General features: G+C 60.1%; 10 protein-coding genes and 1 pseudogene. 7 read left to right on the top strand and 4 right to left on the bottom strand.

All coding sequences use genetic code 11. From position 1 onward, the window contains the following. Positions 1-548: 548 nt before the first annotated feature. On the bottom strand, positions 549-2045 hold the full coding sequence (locus tag H663_RS26730) for an AMP nucleosidase (RefSeq protein WP_053169366.1): 1497 nt from the start codon (positions 2043-2045) through the stop codon (positions 549-551). A 189-nt stretch (positions 2046-2234) separates the two neighbouring features. Between H663_RS26730 and H663_RS26725 the strand changes: the two genes are divergently transcribed. The 3 genes from H663_RS26725 (at position 2235) to H663_RS26715 (ending at position 6686) form a co-directional block, all read left to right on the top strand. Then, positions 2235-3227, top strand: a complete 993-nt coding sequence (locus tag H663_RS26725; protein ID WP_205872681.1) for a YjgN family protein — start codon at positions 2235-2237, stop codon at positions 3225-3227. Continuing rightward, positions 3224-4228 (top strand): M48 family metallopeptidase, encoded by a 1005-nt coding sequence (locus tag H663_RS26720; protein ID WP_053168752.1) that lies wholly within the window; start codon positions 3224-3226, stop codon positions 4226-4228. The genes H663_RS26725 and H663_RS26720 overlap by 4 nt, the downstream gene beginning before the upstream one ends. Positions 4229-4592: 364 nt before the next feature. Beyond that, the gene (locus H663_RS26715) at positions 4593-6686 is read left to right on the top strand and encodes a PhoX family protein (RefSeq protein ID WP_083451016.1); all 2094 of its coding nucleotides are present in this window, start codon (positions 4593-4595) and stop codon (positions 6684-6686) included. 167 nt (positions 6687-6853) lie between these two features. Here the strand turns inward: H663_RS26715 and H663_RS26710 are convergent, their stop codons facing one another. Together H663_RS26710 and icmF are read right to left on the bottom strand one after the other, a co-directional pair. Further along, entirely contained in the window at positions 6854-8092 is a 1239-nt protein-coding gene (locus tag H663_RS26710; protein WP_165803872.1) for a serine hydrolase domain-containing protein, read from the bottom strand. 17 nt (positions 8093-8109) lie between these two features. After that, positions 8110-11400 carry a fused isobutyryl-CoA mutase/GTPase IcmF gene (gene icmF, locus H663_RS26705; RefSeq protein ID WP_053168746.1) on the bottom strand — a complete coding sequence of 1097 codons (3291 nt, stop codon included), beginning with the start codon at positions 11398-11400 and terminating at the stop codon, positions 8110-8112. Positions 11401-11706: 306 nt separating this feature from the next. Here icmF and H663_RS26700 point away from each other — a divergent pair, with 306 nt between their 5' ends. The 4 genes and pseudogenes from H663_RS26700 (at position 11707) to H663_RS26690 (ending at position 14606) form a co-directional block, all read left to right on the top strand. Further along, positions 11707-11952, top strand: a complete 246-nt coding sequence (locus tag H663_RS26700) for a metal-sensing transcriptional repressor (RefSeq protein WP_053168744.1) — start codon at positions 11707-11709, stop codon at positions 11950-11952. Between the two features lie 12 nt (positions 11953-11964). Further along, positions 11965-12477 (top strand): annotated as a pseudogene (locus tag H663_RS42180) (MBL fold metallo-hydrolase); the annotation flags it as partial. Positions 12478-12615: 138 nt separating this feature from the next. Beyond that, the gene (locus tag H663_RS42175; protein ID WP_420844038.1) at positions 12616-13089 is read left to right on the top strand and encodes a rhodanese-like domain-containing protein; all 474 of its coding nucleotides are present in this window, start codon (positions 12616-12618) and stop codon (positions 13087-13089) included. A 194-nt stretch (positions 13090-13283) separates the two neighbouring features. Beyond that, positions 13284-14606, top strand: a complete 1323-nt coding sequence (locus H663_RS26690) for an acetylornithine deacetylase/succinyl-diaminopimelate desuccinylase family protein (RefSeq protein ID WP_053168740.1) — start codon at positions 13284-13286, stop codon at positions 14604-14606. Between the two features lie 1300 nt (positions 14607-15906). Here the strand turns inward: H663_RS26690 and H663_RS26685 are convergent. Then, a complete protein-coding gene (locus H663_RS26685) occupies positions 15907-17355 on the bottom strand; it encodes an amidase (RefSeq protein ID WP_053168738.1) in 1449 nt (482 codons plus the stop codon). Positions 17356-17389: the final 34 nt, after the last annotated feature.

Here is a 17389-nt window from a genome sequence, read left to right as displayed (position 1 = left end):
GTCCTTCAGTCCGTCATTCCGAGTCCTCTATTCCGTCATTGCGAGCGTAGCGTGGCAATCCAGATGCTGTGGTCGAGTTGGTGCTGGAGTTGATGGCGTGCGTCGTTGCTGGATTGCCGCGTCGCAGGCTCCTCGCAATGACGGGAAGCGGGTTGCTGGCAATGACGGAAAACACGCAGCTTTTTCATTGCAATCCCTCACTCCGTCATTGCGATCCTCTCAGTCCGTCATCCCGAGTCCTCTATTCCGTCATTGCGAGCGTAGCGTGGCAATCCAGATGCTGTGGTCGAGTTGGTGCTAGAGCTTGTGGCGTGCGCCGTTGCTGGATTGCCGCGTCGCAGGCTCCTCGCAATGACGGGAACCACGCAACCCTGTCATTGCTCCTTCACGCCGTCATTGCGTGCGCCGTTGCTGGATTGCCGCGTCGCAAACTCCTCGCAATGACGGGAAATTGCGTGTGTTAACCGGTGATGCCTGTAGTTTCCCGCAGGTCGGCACTGGCAGAGTCCGACATGTGCGCTTGCAAGCTGCTCAGCTGTGAGCCAGGCTTACTGGAAAGCCACCTCGGCAAAGCTGCGCAGTTTGCGGCTGTGCAGCTGGGCAGGGCCTGCGGCGCGCAGCAACTCCAGGGCCCGGATGCCGATCTGCAGGTGCTGGTTGACCCGTTCTCGGTAAAAGTGGTTGGCCATGCCAGGCAGCTTGATCTCGCCGTGCAGCGGCTTGTCGCTCACGCACAGCAAGGTGCCATAGGGCACGCGAAAGCGAAAGCCGTTGGCGGCAATGGTGGCGCTTTCCATGTCGAGCGCGACGGCGCGGCTTTGGCTAAAGCGCCGCTGTGGGGTGTTGTCGGGCAGCAGTTCCCAGTTGCGGTTGTCGGTGCTGGCCACGGTACCGGTGCGCATGAGGCGTTTGAGGTCCGCACCATGACAACCTGTGACTTCGGAAACCGCACGTTCAAGTGCCACCTGGATCTCGGCCAGCGCCGGAATCGGCACCCACAGGGGGAGTTCTTCGTCAAGCACATGGTCCTCGCGCACATAGGCGTGTGCCAGCACATAGTCGCCCAGCTGCTGCGTGGTGCGCAGGCCCGCGCAGTGGCCCAGCATCAGCCAGGTGTGGGGGCGCAGCACCGCGATGTGGTCGGTGATGGTCTTCGCATTGGCCGGACCCACGCCGATGTTGACCATGGTGATGCCGCTGTGGTCTTCGCGCACCAGGTGGTAGCCGGGCATTTGCGGCAGACGTGGCGGGGCCGTGCCCAGCGCATCCTCGGGCTGAGCACTCAGGCCCACGCGGCGCGTGACCACGTTGCCAGGCTCCACAAAGGCCACATAGGGGCTGTCGGCTTTGGCCATCTCGGCGCGGCCCAGCGCAATGAATTCGTCAATATAGAACTGGTAATTGGTGAACAGCACAAAGTTCTGGAAATGCACCGGGTTCGTGCCGCAGTAGTGGCGCAGTCGGTGCAGCGAGTAGTCGATGCGTGGCGCGGTGAACAGCGACAGCGGCGCAGGCTGACCCGGCGCTGGCTCGTAGGTGCCGTTGGCAATGCCGTCGTCCATGGCAGTCAGGTCGGGCAGGTCAAACACCTCGCGCATCTGGGCGCGGCGCTCGGTGCTCATCACGCCTTCGATGTGGTCGTTTTCGGCGAAGGAAAAATGCACCGGTATGGGCAACAGGCTGGTGCCCACCTCCAGCGCCACGTCATGGTTGGCCAGCAGCAGTGCAAACTGCTGGCGCAGATACACCGCAAACAGGTCGGGGCGTGTGAGTGTGGTTTCGTAGCGTCCGGCGGTGGCCACAAAGCCGTAACTCAGCCATTCGGTTTCCAGGCTCTTGGGGGGCGTCCATCCGGTGGTGGTCTGCAGCCGCACAAAGGGGTAGCAAGCCCGCACTTTGTCGATCATGGGCTCGCCCGCCACATAACGGCGCATGGCGTCGCGCAGGTGACTCAGGCTTTGTTCGTAGATGGCCTGCACCCGCTTCAGGGCGGCATCGGCGCTGTCAAACACTTCGGGGGCGATGAATGGAATAGGTCTTTGCATGCAGCCATTGTGCCCGGGCTTGGGGACTGGGCCTGTGACGGCACTGTCGCTTCCTCGCAGGTCCACATACCAAGCGTATTTCTTGGAATGAGCATTAAAGAATGCATTTTTATGACGCACAATCGCCATCCTTCATCATTCACATTGCGCAATGCGGGGGTTTTTGTGTCAGACAGCAAATCGTATCCATTGAGTTTCACCGGTCGCGGCAGCGAATATTTCAAAATCTGGATTGTCAACATCCTGTTGAGCATCGTGACCGTGGGCATCTATTCGGCATGGGCCAAAGTGCGCACCCAGCGCTGGTTTTATGGTCACACCGTGCTGGATGGGCAGCCTTTCACCTATCTGGCCACCCCCATGCAGTTGCTCAAGGGGCGTTTGATCGCCTTGGCCGTCATGGTGGTTTACGCCCTGTCCAGCCATTTCATGCCTGCCTTGGCTGTGGCGATCATGGTGGCGCTGTTCATAGCGACACCTTGGCTGGTGGTGGCCGGTTTGCGTTTCAATGCCCGCATGAGTGCTTATCGAGGCATTCGTTTTGATTTCACGGGCGGCGTGAAAGAGGCGGCCATGGTGTATGTGTTGCTGCCACTGCTGCTGCCCTTCACGCTCGGCCTGATCCTGCCCTACATGAGCTATCGCCAGGTCCGATTTGTGATTGCACACACCCGCTTTGGTGATACGGCCGCCCAGTACCAGGGGCAGCACAAACAGTTCTGGCGCGTTTATCTGATCGCGCTGGCCATGCTGTTGGTGCCTGTGGCCTTAATCGGTGTGGGCGCCTGGAGCGTGGTTTCCAACCCTGTGCTGGGCGCCAGTCTGGTGGGTGTGGCGGTGGTGCTGTTCTACGGCGCCATGCTGATGATTGGCGGCTATGTCATGGCCCGCATCGGCAATCTGTATTTCAACCCCAGTTCATTGGGTGCGGTGGGTTTTGAAAGCCGTTTGCGCGCACGCAGCCTGATCTGGATTTTTGTCTCCAACGTGTTCCTCATGGCCATCACCTTGGGACTTTTTTACCCTTGGGCGCGGGTTCGTCTGGCCCGCTACCGCGCAGCGCAGTTGACGGTGCAATCAGCCCAAGCCTTGGACATCTTCACCGGCTCGCGACTGCAAGCCCCGGGGGCAACAGGGTCTGAGATGGCCGATGCATTGGCTGTTGGCACGGGTTTCCTGTGAGTGTCTTTGAGGCTGATTATTTTGATGGCCTCAGTGCTCGCGGCCATGTGGTGCAGCTGACGATCAGCCAGGGTCAGCTGCATTGGTCTTCCGACGCCATGGCCGGGTCAGCCCCGCTGGAGAAGTTGCGCTGGGACCCTGCTGTGGGGCAGACCCATGCCCTCGTTCATCTGAGCGACGGCGGTTTTTTTCGCGTGCACGACCGTTCCTTGGGGACGCACTGGGCGCAGGCTGGTGGCGTGGGTCTGGAGCGCTGGGCGCGGGTGCTGGAAGGGCGCATGCTCTATGCACTGGGGGCTTTGCTGGTGGCCTGTGCCTTGGTGTTTTCAGGCTTGCGCTGGGGCGTGCCAGCAGCTGCCAAGGTCGTTGCCGCTGTCTTGCCGGATGCGCTGGTGCAGATCGTCGCAGACCAAACCCTGCAAGTGCTGGATGGCGTGATGCTGGCCCCCTCCAAATTGCCTGAGCAGCGGCAGCAGGCCTTGGCGCAGCAGTTGCAGGACTTGTGCGCGCGCACAAGTTGCCCACCTTACAAGCTCTTGTTTCGACAAGGCAAACGCATCGGAGCCAATGCCATGGCGCTGCCCGGCGGGACAGTGGTGGTCACGGATGAGCTGGTCTTGCTGGCCGGGCACGACGAAGAAACCCTGGCCGTGCTGGCGCATGAGTTGGGCCATGTTCATGAACGGCATGGTTTGCGCTTGTCGCTTCAGTCGCTGGGTGCCGGTTTGATTTTGGTGGCCATTACCGGTGATGTGAGCAGCGTGTCCGATATGGCTGCGGGTTTGCCTGCTTTGCTGCTGCAAACTGGCTATTCACGGAGCATGGAGCGTGAAGCCGATGACTTCGCCTTGCATTGGCTGCAAAGCGTCTGCGTGTCGCCCCAACGCTTTGCCGACATCCTGCAACGCTTGGACAAGCGCCCCGGCGAGACCGGTATGCTGGACAGCCACCCGGGCACCGCTGAACGCATCCGCCAATTCAGTCGCGCATCGGCCTGTTGACGGCCACCTTCCCACAGCTGTGGGGATTCGTCGAGGGAGCATGCACGCTTGGGCACGATGCGTGATCAGGGCGAGTGCCACGCCCATTGCGCGCAGGGCGCAGCGCCTGCATGGGAGGTGTGCAGTCGCTTTGACAGGGTCAAAGACTTCTGGTGACGCGATGGAAACTCGAGAACTTTTCTGCAGCCATGTTTTGCGGTCAATACCCGTAAACGTATAAATTTAATTGTTATTAGGTGGTCTTTATTTAATAAATCTGTAACTAAGTGCTGAGACATTAAACGACTTCAACAACTCGGAGAATGCTTTGCAGCACAATGAATACGACGACAACGCGATCGTCAACCCATCGCCCAACTTGCACATGAATGACTTGCTGGCGATCCGTTTGAGCCGCCGCCAAACGCTCAAGGGCGGCGTGGGTGTCACCGCCACGGCTTTGCTGGGTGGTCTGGGTCTGAGCGCTTGCGGGGGTGATTCATCTTCACCCGTAACTCCTTTGGCGCTGGGGTTTGCCGCTGTCGCCAAGAACAAAAATGACGTGGTCACGGTACCTGAAGGCTACCAAGTGAGCATCCTGCATGCCCTGGGTGACCCCATGCACTATGCCGACTCATCTTGGCAAAACAATGGCTCTGAGACGGCCGACTCCTACAACCGCCGCATCGGCGATGGCCACGACGGCATGTATTACTTCGGCCTGACCGAAGACGGCAAATACGATGCCAACCGCTCCGACCGTGGTTTGCTGTGTGTGAACCACGAATATGTGGTCTCGCCTTACGTGATGCACCCCGCCGGCCGAACAGCGGGTGCTGCCCGCGTGGCCAGCGAAGTGGAAAAAGAAATCTACGCCCACGGCGTGAGCGTTGCAGAAGTCAAGCGCAGCACCGGCAACGACATGACCATGGTGCGTGGCTCCAAATTCAACCGCCGCATCACTTCGGCCACTGAAATGACTTTCTCTGGTCCAGCCAAGGGCAATGAGTGGCTCAAAACCAAATTTTCTGCTGATGGCACCAAGACACGTGGTACCAACAACAACTGCGCCAATGGCTACACCCCTTGGGGCACTTACTTGACCTGCGAGGAGAATTGGTTGAACGTGGTGGGCCGTGCTGCAGGCGATAACGCCAAACGCGTAGCCAAAGATGTGGCTTCTTTGAACCGGTATGGCTTGACGGAAAACCGCAAAAACCCCTATGGTTGGGACACTCCCGGTACGGATGACTTGTTTGCCCGTTGGACCTCTTCTGTCGTCGGCGCGACGGCAGCGGATGATTACCGCAACACGGCCAACAACTTTGGTTGGGTGGTCGAAATCGATCCGTTCAACAACACTTCTGTCCCTGCCAAGCGCACGGCCCTGGGCCGCTTCAACCACGAAGGCGCATGGCCAGCCCCCGCCGTTGTGGGGCAGCCCATCGTGATGTACCAAGGCGATGACGCTCGCAACGAATACATCTACAAGTTTGTCTCCAAGGCTTTGTGGGACCCCAAGGATGTCAATGGGGGTTTGGCGGCAGGTGCCAAGTACTTGGACGAAGGCACTTTGTATGTGGCCAAGTTCAGCGCCGACGGCACAGGCACTTGGTTGGAACTGACTTTCGGTAAAAACGGCTTGGACGCCAACAATGCCTTGTTCGCTTTCGCCAATCAGGGTGATGTGGTGATCAATACCCGCTTGGCAGCCGATAGCCTGGGCGCCACCAAGATGGACCGTCCTGAGTGGGGTGCTGTGAACCCATTGAACGGTGAGGTCTACATGACCCTCACGAACAACAACTCATCCAATCGCGTCGATCCAGCCTCCACGGCTGCACTCACCGGTCGCCAAGCCAAGCCCGATGCGGCTAACCCACGTTTTTATGACGATGGCGAAGGCAACAAAAGCAACCCCAATGGACACATCATTCGTTGGAAAGAAGATGCTGGCAGCGTGGCAGCCACCAAATTTGCATGGGACATCTATTTGTTCGGCGCAGAAAACGATGCCGCAGCCAATGTCAACCTGTCAGGTTTGACAGCAGTCAACGACTTCTCCAGCCCAGATGGTTTGTACTTTGATCACCGCGGCATGCTCTGGATCCAGACCGATGACGGCGCCTACACCGATGTGACCAACTGCATGATGCTGGCTGCTGTGCCTGGCAAAGTGGGCGACGGTGGCAAAGCCATTGCAGTGGGTGGTACGCAGACCATCAAAGGTGCCAACGCAACAGAAAATACAGTGCGCCGTTTCCTGGTGGGACCTAAGGATTGCGAGATCACGGGTGTTGTCGTCACGCCCGATGGCAAAACCATGTTTTGCAACGTGCAGCACCCAGGGGAAGATGGAACGCTGGCAAATCCAAACAGCGCTTGGCCGGATACCCAGACCCATGCGGCGTCGACCAAGCGCCCACGCTCGGCCACGTTTGTGGTGACCCGTAAAGACGGCGGGACCATCGCCGTTTAAATAAGCCTGCAGAAGCCCACAAAAAGCCCCGGCACTGCGGGGCTTTTTTCTTGGGTGGCGTGACACTGGGCATGCCCGCCTTGTGTGTACCCATGTGGCCTGGTTTTGCAGGTCAGACGGTCAGTCCGATAAGTTTGGGCGAAAACTGGGCTCTTGTTGGGGTGTGTTCAAGGCTTGATGGGCGGCGTATCCAGACTGTCGGTAAAAGCTTCAAACAAGCGGCTGTAATTCATGGAATAAAGAGGCATGAGCGTGCTGGGCCATGCGCTGGTGATCAAAAGAACGGCTTTGCGGCTGCGATCCAAGAACAGGTGTTGACCAAAAACCCCCAGCATGACCGGCTGGCTCTCGCCGAGCAGCCAGAATTGGTAGCCATAGCCATAAAGACGATTGACCCCATTGCCTTTATGAAAGTGTTCGGGTTGAGCGCTCATGCGCGTGGCTTCATCCAGATACGACTTTGAGATGACTTGCCTGTCGCCGACTTTGCCATCATTGACGATCATCAGTCCAAGGCGCACCCAGTCTCTGGCTGTGGCCGCAAAGCCCATTTGGCCCATGGCCTGACCAGCGCCGTCCAGTTGCCATGTTCCGCTGTCTTGGGCACCCATGGGGCCCCAAATTTTTTCCTGCATGTACTGGCAGATGGGCTGCCCTGTGGCGTGAGCGACCACCTGATTCAGTACGATGGATTCGATGCCTGCATAGTTGAATTTGCTGCCCGGCGTGTGAAAGGGTTTGCCCTTGAAGACATTGATGGCAACGATCGAGCCTTGTGACTCCAGATAACCCTGCATGCGCGCATTGTCATCGCGGCCGGAATAGTTTTCGCTGTAGTTCATGCCTGAGCTCATGCGCAGCAGATGACGAAGGCTGATCGCGCCATAAGCCGAGTCTGCAATCGCGGGCACATACTTGCTGGCCGGGTCGTCCAATGAAGCGATCTTGCCTTCATCGAGTGCAATGCCTACCAACAAACTGGTGATGGATTTGGCCATTGAAAAAGACGCAAACTTGTCTGAAGGTAAGCGCATGCGCGGGTAGCGCTCCTCCAAAATCTTGTCTGCTTGCGCTGCAATCAAGGAGGTGACCGGGTAGGCATCGACAAAGTCATCCAGGGTTCGGGTCCCGCCAATAGGGAACCTTGAATAACTCAGCGGGCGGGGCAGCTGCCCTTGCGCCAAGCTGCGACTGTGTGGTCCCGGCTCAATGGTGCATGAGCTGAAGTACTTGGCCCAATTGGAAAACGTGGCCACCCTGACCGGAGCAAAGGTTTGGTAATCCTTGGCGGCGCTGGGCGAAGGGAAGTTTTTTTCCCGCTCCGCCAGAAAGGCGGGTGTTTCTGCCTGCGCACATCCCACAAAGAGCAGCAAGCCCATGGCCAGCATGCGGTGAAGTTGGACCATGGCTTGCTTATTCCTCATCACATATTGCGTCGGTACTGCCCACCCACCTCAAACAAGGCGTTGGTGATCTGACCGAGCGAGCACACACGCACCGCGTCCATCAGCACCTCAAACACGTTGCCGTTGTCGATCACGGTTTGCTGCAAACGATTGAGCATGGCGGGCGATTCGGCGGCGTGTTGGGCGTGGAAGTCATGCAGGCGCTGGAGTTGCGATTGTTTTTCTTCCTCGGTCGAGCGGGCCAGCTCCAGTGTTTCCATGACCGCGTCACCTTTGGGGTTGCGGAAGGTGTTGACGCCGATGATGGGCAGCTCGCCGGTGTGCTTGAGCATCTCGTAGTGCATGGACTCGTCTTGGATCTTGCCGCGCTGGTAGCCGGTTTCCATCGCGCCCAGCACACCGCCGCGCTCGGCGATCTTTTCAAACTCGGCCAACACGGCTTCTTCCAGCAACTCGGTCAGCTCTTCGATGATGAAGGCACCTTGGCTCGGATTTTCGTTCTTGGCCAAGCCCCACTCGCGGTTGATGATCATCTGGATCGCCATGGCGCGGCGCACCGAGTCTTCGGTGGGCGTGGTGATGGCTTCGTCAAACGCGTTGGTGTGCAGGCTGTTGCAGTTGTCGTAGATCGCAATCAGCGCTTGCAGCGTGGTGCGGATGTCATTGAACTGGATCTCTTGAGCGTGCAGCGAGCGACCCGAAGTCTGGATGTGGTACTTGAGTTTTTGGCTGCGTTCGTTCGCGCCGTATTTCTCTTTCATGGCCACCGCCCAGATGCGGCGTGCCACACGGCCCATGACGGTGTACTCGGGGTCCATGCCGTTGCTGAAGAAGAACGACAAATTGGGCGCGAAATCGTCGATGTGCATGCCACGCGCCAAATACGCTTCGACAAAGGTGAAACCGTTGGAGAGCGTGAAGGCCAACTGGCTGATCGGGTTGGCCCCGGCTTCGGCGATGTGGTAACCGCTGATGGACACGGAGTAGAAATTGCGCACGTCGTGGTGCACAAAATACTGCGCGATGTCGCCCATCACTTTCAATGAAAACTCGGTCGAGAAGATGCAGGTGTTCTGGCCCTGGTCTTCTTTCAGGATGTCGGCCTGCACCGTGCCGCGCACATTGGCCAGTACCCATTCGCGGATCTTGGCAGCTTCGGTTTCGGTGGGCTCGCGGCCGTTCTCAAGCTTGAACTTGTCGAGATTTTGGTCAATGGCCGTGTTCATGAACATGGCCAGGATCGACGGCGCGGGACCGTTGATGGTCATCGACACCGAGGTGGTGGGGTTGCACAGGTCAAAGCCCGAGTACAACACCTTCATGTCGTCGAGCGTGGCCACGTTCACGCCCGAATTGCCGATCTTGCCGTAGATGTCCGGACGCAGGTCGGGGTCGTTGCCGTACAGCGTGACCGAGTCAAACGCGGTGGACAGGCGCTTGGCGGGCAGGCCTTCGCTCACCAACTTGAAGCGGCGGTTGGTGCGGAAGGGGTCGCCTTCACCGGCGAACATGCGGGTCGGGTCTTCGCCTTCGCGCTTGAAGGCAAAGGTGCCTGCGGTGTAGGGGTAACTGCCGGGCACGTTGTCCAGCATCAACCACTTGAGCACTTCGCCATCGTCTTCGTATCGGGGCAGGGCCACCTTGCGGATGGTGGTGCCGCTCAGACTCTTGGTGGTCAGCGCCGTGCGGATTTCTTTGTCACGGATCTTGACCACGTATTCTTCACCCGCATAGGCTTTTTGCATGTCGGGCCACTGGGCCAGCAGTTTGCGGGCGTGGGGGTCTTGCGTTTGCTCGCGGGCAACGGCCAGGTCGATGGCGGCTTCGGCGGCCTTGGCGCGACCGGATTTGCCCACTTCGAGCATGCGGGCCGCAGCACGCAGTTGCTGGATTTCACGGGCCAGGCGCGACTGGTCGATGGCGCGTTTTTTGTAGCCACGCACGGTGTCGCTGATCTCGGCCAGGTAACGGGTGCGGGAAGACGGCACCACCGGGTTCTGGTGGGTGCTGTAGCGCACGCTGACCACCGGCAAGCGGCCTTCGGTGGTCTTCATGCCCAGCTCGGCCAAGCGGGCTTTGAGGGCTTGGTAAAGCGCCGTCACGCCGTCGTCGTTGAAGCGGGCGGCCATGGTGCCAAAGACGGGCATTTGCTCGGTCGGCACGGTCCAGGCTTCCTTGTTGCGCTGCACCTGCTTGGCCACATCGCGCAGGGCATCCGATGCGCCTTTGCGGTCAAATTTGTTGATCGCCACGAACTCGGCAAAGTCCAGCATGTCGATTTTTTCGAGCTGGCTGGCCGCGCCGAACTCGGGCGTCATCACGTACATCGGCACGTCCACATGCGGCACGATGGCGGCGTCGCCTTGGCCAATGCCGGAGGTCTCGACCACGATCACGTCAAAACCGGCGACTTTGCAGGCTGCCACCACATCGGGCAGAGCGGCTGAAATTTCACTGCCAAAGTCACGCGTGGCCAGCGATCGCATGAACACGCGGGGGCCTTGGGACCAGGGTGAAATGGCGTTCATGCGGATGCGGTCGCCGAGCAGTGCACCACCGCTCTTGCGGCGGGATGGGTCGATGGAGATCACGGCCACGCGCAGCGCGTCGCCCTGGTCCAGGCGCAGGCGGCGGATCAATTCATCCGTGAGCGAGGACTTGCCCGCACCGCCGGTGCCGGTGATGCCCAACACGGGCACTTTCTTTTGCGCGGCTTGTTCGCGCACGGCTTGGACCACGCTGGCATCGGCTTTGTCGTTTTCTAAAGCGGTGATCAGTTGTGCCAGGGCGCGCCAATTCATCTCGCCGTGGCCCTGAATCGCGTCCACGGTTTTGGGGGCCAAGGGGCTCACGTCCTGGTCGCAGCGCATGACCATCTCGCCAATCATCCCGGCCAGGCCCATTTTCTGGCCGTCTTCGGGGCTGAAAATGCGCACGCCTTTGTCGGCCAAAGCGCGGATTTCGGTCGGCACGATCACGCCACCGCCGCCGCCAAACACCTGGATGTGTTCGCCGCCCCGGGCCTTGAGCAGATCGACCATGTAGCTGAAGTATTCGTTGTGCCCGCCCTGGTAAGAGCTGATGGCGATGCCCTGGGCGTCTTCTTGCAGGGCAGCGGTCACCACCTCGTCCACCGAGCGGTTGTGGCCCAGGTGAATCACTTCGGCGCCCATGCTTTGCAGGATGCGGCGCATGATGTTGATGGCGGCATCGTGGCCGTCAAACAGAGAAGCGGCGGTGACAAAACGCACCTTGTTGGTGGGGCGGTATTCGGCCAGGGCTTTGAATTCGGCAGAAAGATCGGTCATTCGGTGTCTCCATGGGCTGGCTGATTGACGTTTACGTTAACGTCAACCAAAACGCGCATCTTAGCCGCTGATGGCTTGCCTGTCACTGACGGTCTGGGTTTGTGCTGGCAAAGTCCAGTGCTCCTGGGTGGCTTGGCATGAAATTGCACCGCCAAGGGCAGGCAGGGTATTTTGTAGGCGCTTGCCTGCAAGCGATCACCCCGCAGACCACCAGCCCCAGCGAATCGCCAGCTGGGCGCAAAAAGTTATCATTGCCCGATACATGCATACTGCCACCCGTAATGCCTGTAAGCGCTGGAGATTTCCATGAGCCGAATCGTTGATCCTGAAAAGAAAAAAGCCCTGTGCGCCCGTTTGGCACGCATTGAAGGGCAGTTGCGCGGCTTGCAGCGCCTGATCGAGTCGGATGCCGACTGCGAAAAAGTGGCCCAGCAAATGGCCGCCTCACGCAAGGCGCTGGACAAGTCCTTTTTTGCCATGGTGGGCTGCATGATTGAGCAAGGCGACCAATCCCCCCATCAGGTGGCCGAGATGTTGACCAAATTTGCCTGAGGAAGCTATGTCATGAACCCGATCCAATTGTTTGATCCGGCATCCAGCACTTACACCTACATCCTGTTCGATGACCTGAGCCGTGAGGCCTTGATCATTGACCCCGTGGATGATCAGTTGCAGCGCGATCTGGCCGTGCTGAAAGAGCACGGCCTGACGCTGCGCTGGTCGGTTGAAACCCATGTGCACGCCGACCATGTGACCAGCGCCGGTCGCTTGGCCGAACTGACCGGAGCCCAGACGGCGGCACCTGCCGGATGTCACATTGGCACGGCCACGGTGCAACTCGAAGACGGCCAGGTGCTCGCGTTTGGCGCGCACAGCGTCAAGGCGCTGCTGACCCCCGGGCACACAGCGGGCAGCATGTGTTTTTATGGGGTGTTTGGCCCGTCTCACCACGTCTTCACGGGCGACACCTTGCTGATCAATGGCTGCGGCCGCACCGATTTTCAGTCGGGCAGTCCCGAGGCGATGTACAACAGTTTGACGAATGTGCTGTTCAAACTGCCTGCACAGACCACCGTCTGGCCCGGCCACGACTACCAGGGCCGCACGCACTCCAGCATTGGGCATGAGATGCTGCACAACGCCCGTGTGGCGGGCAAGACACAGGCGCAATTTGTCGAGACCATGAACAACTTGAATCTGCCCAGACCGAAGCGCATGGATGAAGCCGTGCCCGCCAACTTGACGTCGGGCCTGCGCCACGATGCGGGTGGTGATGCCTTGCTGGCCGTGCGGCCGGTGTCCGGCTATGCGGGTGATGTGAGTCCTCAGCTGGCTTGGGCCTGGGTGCAATCGGGGCAAGCTGCGCTGGTCGATGTGCGCACCGATGCCGAACGCGCCTGGGTAGGCTTTGTGCCCGAAGCCCATGCCCTGGCCTGGAAGCAGTGGCCCGGCATGGCGATGAACCCCGAGTTCGATGCGGGCATTCAGGCTCTGGGGGCAGGCGGCAAAAAGCTGGTGCTGCTGTGCCGCAGCGGTGTGCGGTCAATTGCAGCGGCGCAACGTGCCACCGAACTGGGCTTGCAAGCCTACAACATCCTGGAAGGCTTCGAGGGCGATCCAGACAGCCACGCCCACCGTGGCACCAGCGGCGGCTGGCGCTTTCACGGCCTGCCCTGGCGGCAGGCTTGAGCCTGTTGATCCGGCGCGCTGAAGTCTGAAACGGTTGCGCCAAGTCACCCGCAGGTCGGTGGCTTCAGCCCCGACACTTGATGACTTCACAGGGCCGGATCAACAGGAGCCATGCCGGGTAAACCGCGTCACGGGGACAAAACCTGAGCCCTGTGTGACTGATGCACGCTGGGGGCGGGCGATAAACTGCCCCGATGAAATCAGCCGTTGAACACCTCCTTGCCCGCATCGACGCCAAGCGCGACGAAGTCACAGCGCTTACCCAGGATCTGGTGCGCATTCCTACCGTCAACCCACCCGGTGACGCCTACGAGGCCTGCGCCCATTTCATTGGCGAGCGGCTGGCTAAAAAAGGTTTTGCGGTCGAATATGTGCGCGCCCTGGGTGCCCCTGGCGACAGCGACAGCCACCCGCGCACCAATGTGGTGGCGCGTTGGCAGGGCGGGGCCCCTGGCGAGTGCGTGCACTTCAACAGCCACATCGACGTGGTCGAAGCCGGTTCCGGCTGGACCTATGAGCCCTTTGGCGGTCAGGTGGCCAACGGCCGCGTGTATGGCCGTGGCACCTGCGACATGAAGGGTGGCCTGGCGTCCAGCATCATCGCCTGCGAAGCCCTGATCGAGTCGGGTTTGCCGATACCAGGCGCTTTGGAAATCAGCGGCACGGTGGACGAAGAATCCGGCGGCTTTGCGGGTGTGGGCTATCTGGCCGAACGCGGTTATTTCAGCAAGCCGCGTGTGCACCATGTAATCATTCCCGAACCGCTGGGCGTGGACCGCATCTGCCTGGGGCACCGGGGGGTGTGGTGGGGCGAGGTCGAAACCTGGGGCCGCATTGCGCATGGCTCCATGCCCTTTCTGGGCGACAGCGCCATCAACCACATGAGCGCCTTTATTCATTTGCTGGAGACGCAATTGCAGCCCCGCCTGCAAGGGCGCAGCACTGCCGAGCCGGTGGAGCCGCCGGGCGCGCGGGTGAGCACGCTGAACATCAACAGCATCCACGGCGGGCAGGTGGAGCAGCACTATGCCAACGACGAGCGCGGCTGGCCCACGGCGCAAACGCCCGCGCCGGTGGTGGCGCACAGCTGCCGCACGGTGCTCGACCGGCGCTTCATTGCCGAGGAAAACCTCGAAGCCGTCAAGAAAGAAATCATCGACATGCTCGATGAACTCAAACGCACCCGGCCAGGTTTTGACTACGGCATCCGCGACATCATGAGTTTTGTGCCGACCGCCACGCCCAAAGACGCGCCGGTGGTGGACGCTACAGCCCGCGCCATTGCCCGCGTGCTGGGTCGAGAGCCCAGTTACATCGCCAGCCCCGGCACCTATGACCAAAAGCACATCGTGCGTTCAGGGCAATTGAAGGACTGCATCGCCTATGGCCCCGGCATCCTGGATTTGGCGCACCAGCCCGATGAATACGTGGGCATTCAGGAACTGGTGGATTCGGCCAAGATCATGGCGCTGGCCTCGCTGGACTTGACCGGCTGGTCGCGCAGCGTGGCGGCCTGAGGGCCTGCGTCTTCCTGTTGGCTTCGGCGCAGGCTCCACGTCGGGGTCTTCGACCGCCGACCTACGGGGTGGATTCTGTTCGCGGATGCCAGGCGTGCCGAAAACATCGTAGGTCGGCACTCGCAGAGTCCGACGTTGACCCGATTGACCCCCAAGCCCATGCAGGCGCGGCGCTTGGATCAGACATTTGTCGGGGTCTTCGACCGCCGACCTACGTGGTGGATTCTGTTCGCGGATGCCTGACGTGCCGAAAACACCGTAGGTCGGCACTCGCAGAGTCCGACGTTTATTCGATTGACCCCCAAGCCCATGCAGGCACAGCGCTTGGATCAGACATTTGTCGGGGTCTTGGGCCGCCGACCTACGAAGTCGATTCCGTTCGCGGATGCCTGAAGTGCCGAAAACACCGTAGGTCGGCACTCGCAGAGTCCGACGTTTATTCGATTGACCCCCAAGCCCATGCAGGCACAGCGCTTGGATCAGGCATTTGTCGGGGTCTTGGGCCGCCGACCTACGAAGTCGATTCCGTTCGCGCATGCCTGATATGAGGAAGACATCGTAGGTCGGCACTCGCAGAGTCCGACGTTGATCCGATTGACCCCCAAGCCCATGCAGGCGCAGCGCTTGGATCAGACATTCGTCGGGGTCTTCGACCGCCGACCTACGGGGTGGATTCTGTTCGCGGATGCCTGACCTTTAGAAGACACCGTAGGTCGGCACTCGCAGAGTCCGACGTTTATTCGATTGACCCCCAAGCCCATGCAGGCACAGCGCTTAGATCAGGCATTTGTCGGGGTCTTCGACCGCCGACCTACGGGGTGGATTCCGTTCGCGGATGCCTGACGTGTAGAGGACATCGTAGGTCAGCACTCGCAGAGTCCGACGTTGATCCGATTGACCCCCCAAGCCCATGCAGGCACAGCGCTTGGATCAGACATTTGTCGGGGTCTTCGACCGCCGACCTACGGGGTGGATTCCGTTCGCGCATGCCTGATATGAGGAAGACATCGTAGGTCGGCACTCGCAGAGTCCGACGTTGATCCGATTGACCCCCAAGCCCATGCAGGCACAGGCTTGGATCAGGCATTTGTCGGGGTCTTCGACCACCGACCTACGGGGTGGATTCCGTTCGCGGATGCCTGACGTGTAGAAGACATCGTAGGTCGGCACTCGCAGAGTCCGACGTTGACCCGGTTGACCACCCAAGCCCATACAGGCGCAGCGCTTGGATCAGGCATTTGTCGAGGTCTTCGACCACCGACCTACGGGGTGGATTCCGTCGTGGTCTTGGACCGCCGACCTACAAAACGCCGGGGGGCTTTTGGGCGATCATGGCCTGGTTGGCCATTTCGTAGGCGTGGGCCAGTTTGAGCAAGTCCAGGTCGCCTTGGGGTTTGCCAATCAGTGACAGGCCCATGGGCAGGCCATCGGGGCCAAAGCCTGCGGGCACGCTGATGGCGGGCAGGCCCGCAAAGGTGGCGTAAATCACCACTTCCATCCAGCGGTGGTAGGTGTCCATGGTCCGGCCCGCCACACTTTGCGGCCAGCGCATCGTCACATCAAACGGCCAGGTTTGCGCCACCGGAATGGCCAGTACATCAAAGCGTTCAAACAACTGCAGCATGCTCTGGAAAAACCGTGTGCGTGTGGCGCTGGCCGACATCAGCTGCGCGCCGGTCAAGGAAAGCGATTGGTCGTGTTCCCACAGCGCTTCGGGTTTGATTTTTTCGCGGTTGGCCGCGTTCACCAAAAAAGGTGCCACACGCGGCCCGACCAGGGCTTGGCGCCAGACCAGCCAGGCTTGCCAGACCTGCTCGGGTGGCATGCCCAGCACGGCCTCGTCCACTTGACAGCCCATATCAGACAGGCTGCCCAGGGCCGACTGGCAAATGTCCAGAATGCCGCTTTCCATGGGTAAATAGCCTTGCAGGTCACCGAGCCAACCGATGCGCGTGCCCTTGGGATCGCTGTCCAGGCTGCCCGCAAACACGGCGGGGTCCTGGCTCAGACTCAAGGGGCTGGCTGCATGCTTGCCCGCCTGCACCGACAGCAACATGGCCAGATCGCGCACATGCCGGGCCATGGGGCCTTCGGTGCCCAGCTGCGCAATGAACACGTCTTGCGCGGGCCACATGGGCACAAGGCCTTGCGAGGGGCGCAGGCCAAACACATGGTTCCAGCCTGCGGGGTTGCGCAAGCTGCCCATGAAGTCCGAGCCATCGGCCACGCACAGCATGCGTTGGGCCAGCGCCACGGCGGCTCCGCCACTGCTGCCGCCAGCGGATTTGCTGGGGTTCCAGGCGTTGCGTGTGGCCCCAAACACCTCGTTGAAGGTGTGTGAGCCCAGACCGAATTCGGGGGTGTTGGTTTTGCCGATAACGATGGCGCCTGCGGCTTTCATGCGCTGGGCCATCAAGCCGTCTTCAGCGGCCACAAAGTCCTTCATCAAGGGGCTGCCCAGGCTGGTGCGCAAGCCTTGCACATTGGCCAAGTCCTTGATGGCTTGGGGCAGCCCATGCATCCAGCCCAGGGATTGGCCCCTGGCCAGTTGGGCGTCGCGCTCGGCGGCTTGTGACATCAACAAGTCCGGCTCGACACGGCTGACGATGGCGTTGCTCAGCGGGTTGAGTCGGTCGACTTGCGCCAGTGTCGCCTGCATGACTTCTCGGCATGAAACTTGCTGGGTGTGTATCGCACGCGACAAATCGAGTGCGCTGCATTGGGTAATGTCCGGATAAGTGATTTGCATGTTTGCATTTATAGTGTTTTGGTCAAGTTTGACT

The sequence above is a fragment of the Limnohabitans planktonicus II-D5 genome, assembly GCF_001270065.2.
Taxonomy (GTDB): Bacteria; Pseudomonadota; Gammaproteobacteria; order Burkholderiales; family Burkholderiaceae_C; genus Limnohabitans_A; species Limnohabitans_A planktonicus.
This window is presented reverse-complemented; position numbering and strand designations above follow the sequence as displayed.

Bases quoted from the DNA above. Each gene is read 5' to 3' on its own strand.
- H663_RS26685 (WP_053168738.1), bottom strand. From the start codon at position 17,355: ATGCAAATCACTTATCCGGACATTACCCAATGCAGCGCACTCGATTTG.
- icmF (WP_053168746.1), bottom strand. From the start codon at position 11,400: ATGACCGATCTTTCTGCCGAATTCAAAGCCCTGGCCGAATACCGCCCC.
- H663_RS26730 (WP_053169366.1), bottom strand. From the start codon at position 2,045: ATGCAAAGACCTATTCCATTCATCGCCCCCGAAGTGTTTGACAGCGCC.
- H663_RS26690 (WP_053168740.1), top strand. From the start codon at position 13,284: ATGAAATCAGCCGTTGAACACCTCCTTGCCCGCATCGACGCCAAGCGC.
- H663_RS26710 (WP_165803872.1), bottom strand. From the start codon at position 8,092: ATGGTCCAACTTCACCGCATGCTGGCCATGGGCTTGCTGCTCTTTGTG.
- H663_RS42175 (WP_420844038.1), top strand. From the start codon at position 12,616: ATGGATGAAGCCGTGCCCGCCAACTTGACGTCGGGCCTGCGCCACGAT.
- H663_RS26700 (WP_053168744.1), top strand. From the start codon at position 11,707: ATGAGCCGAATCGTTGATCCTGAAAAGAAAAAAGCCCTGTGCGCCCGT.
- H663_RS26715 (WP_083451016.1), top strand. From the start codon at position 4,593: ATGAATGACTTGCTGGCGATCCGTTTGAGCCGCCGCCAAACGCTCAAG.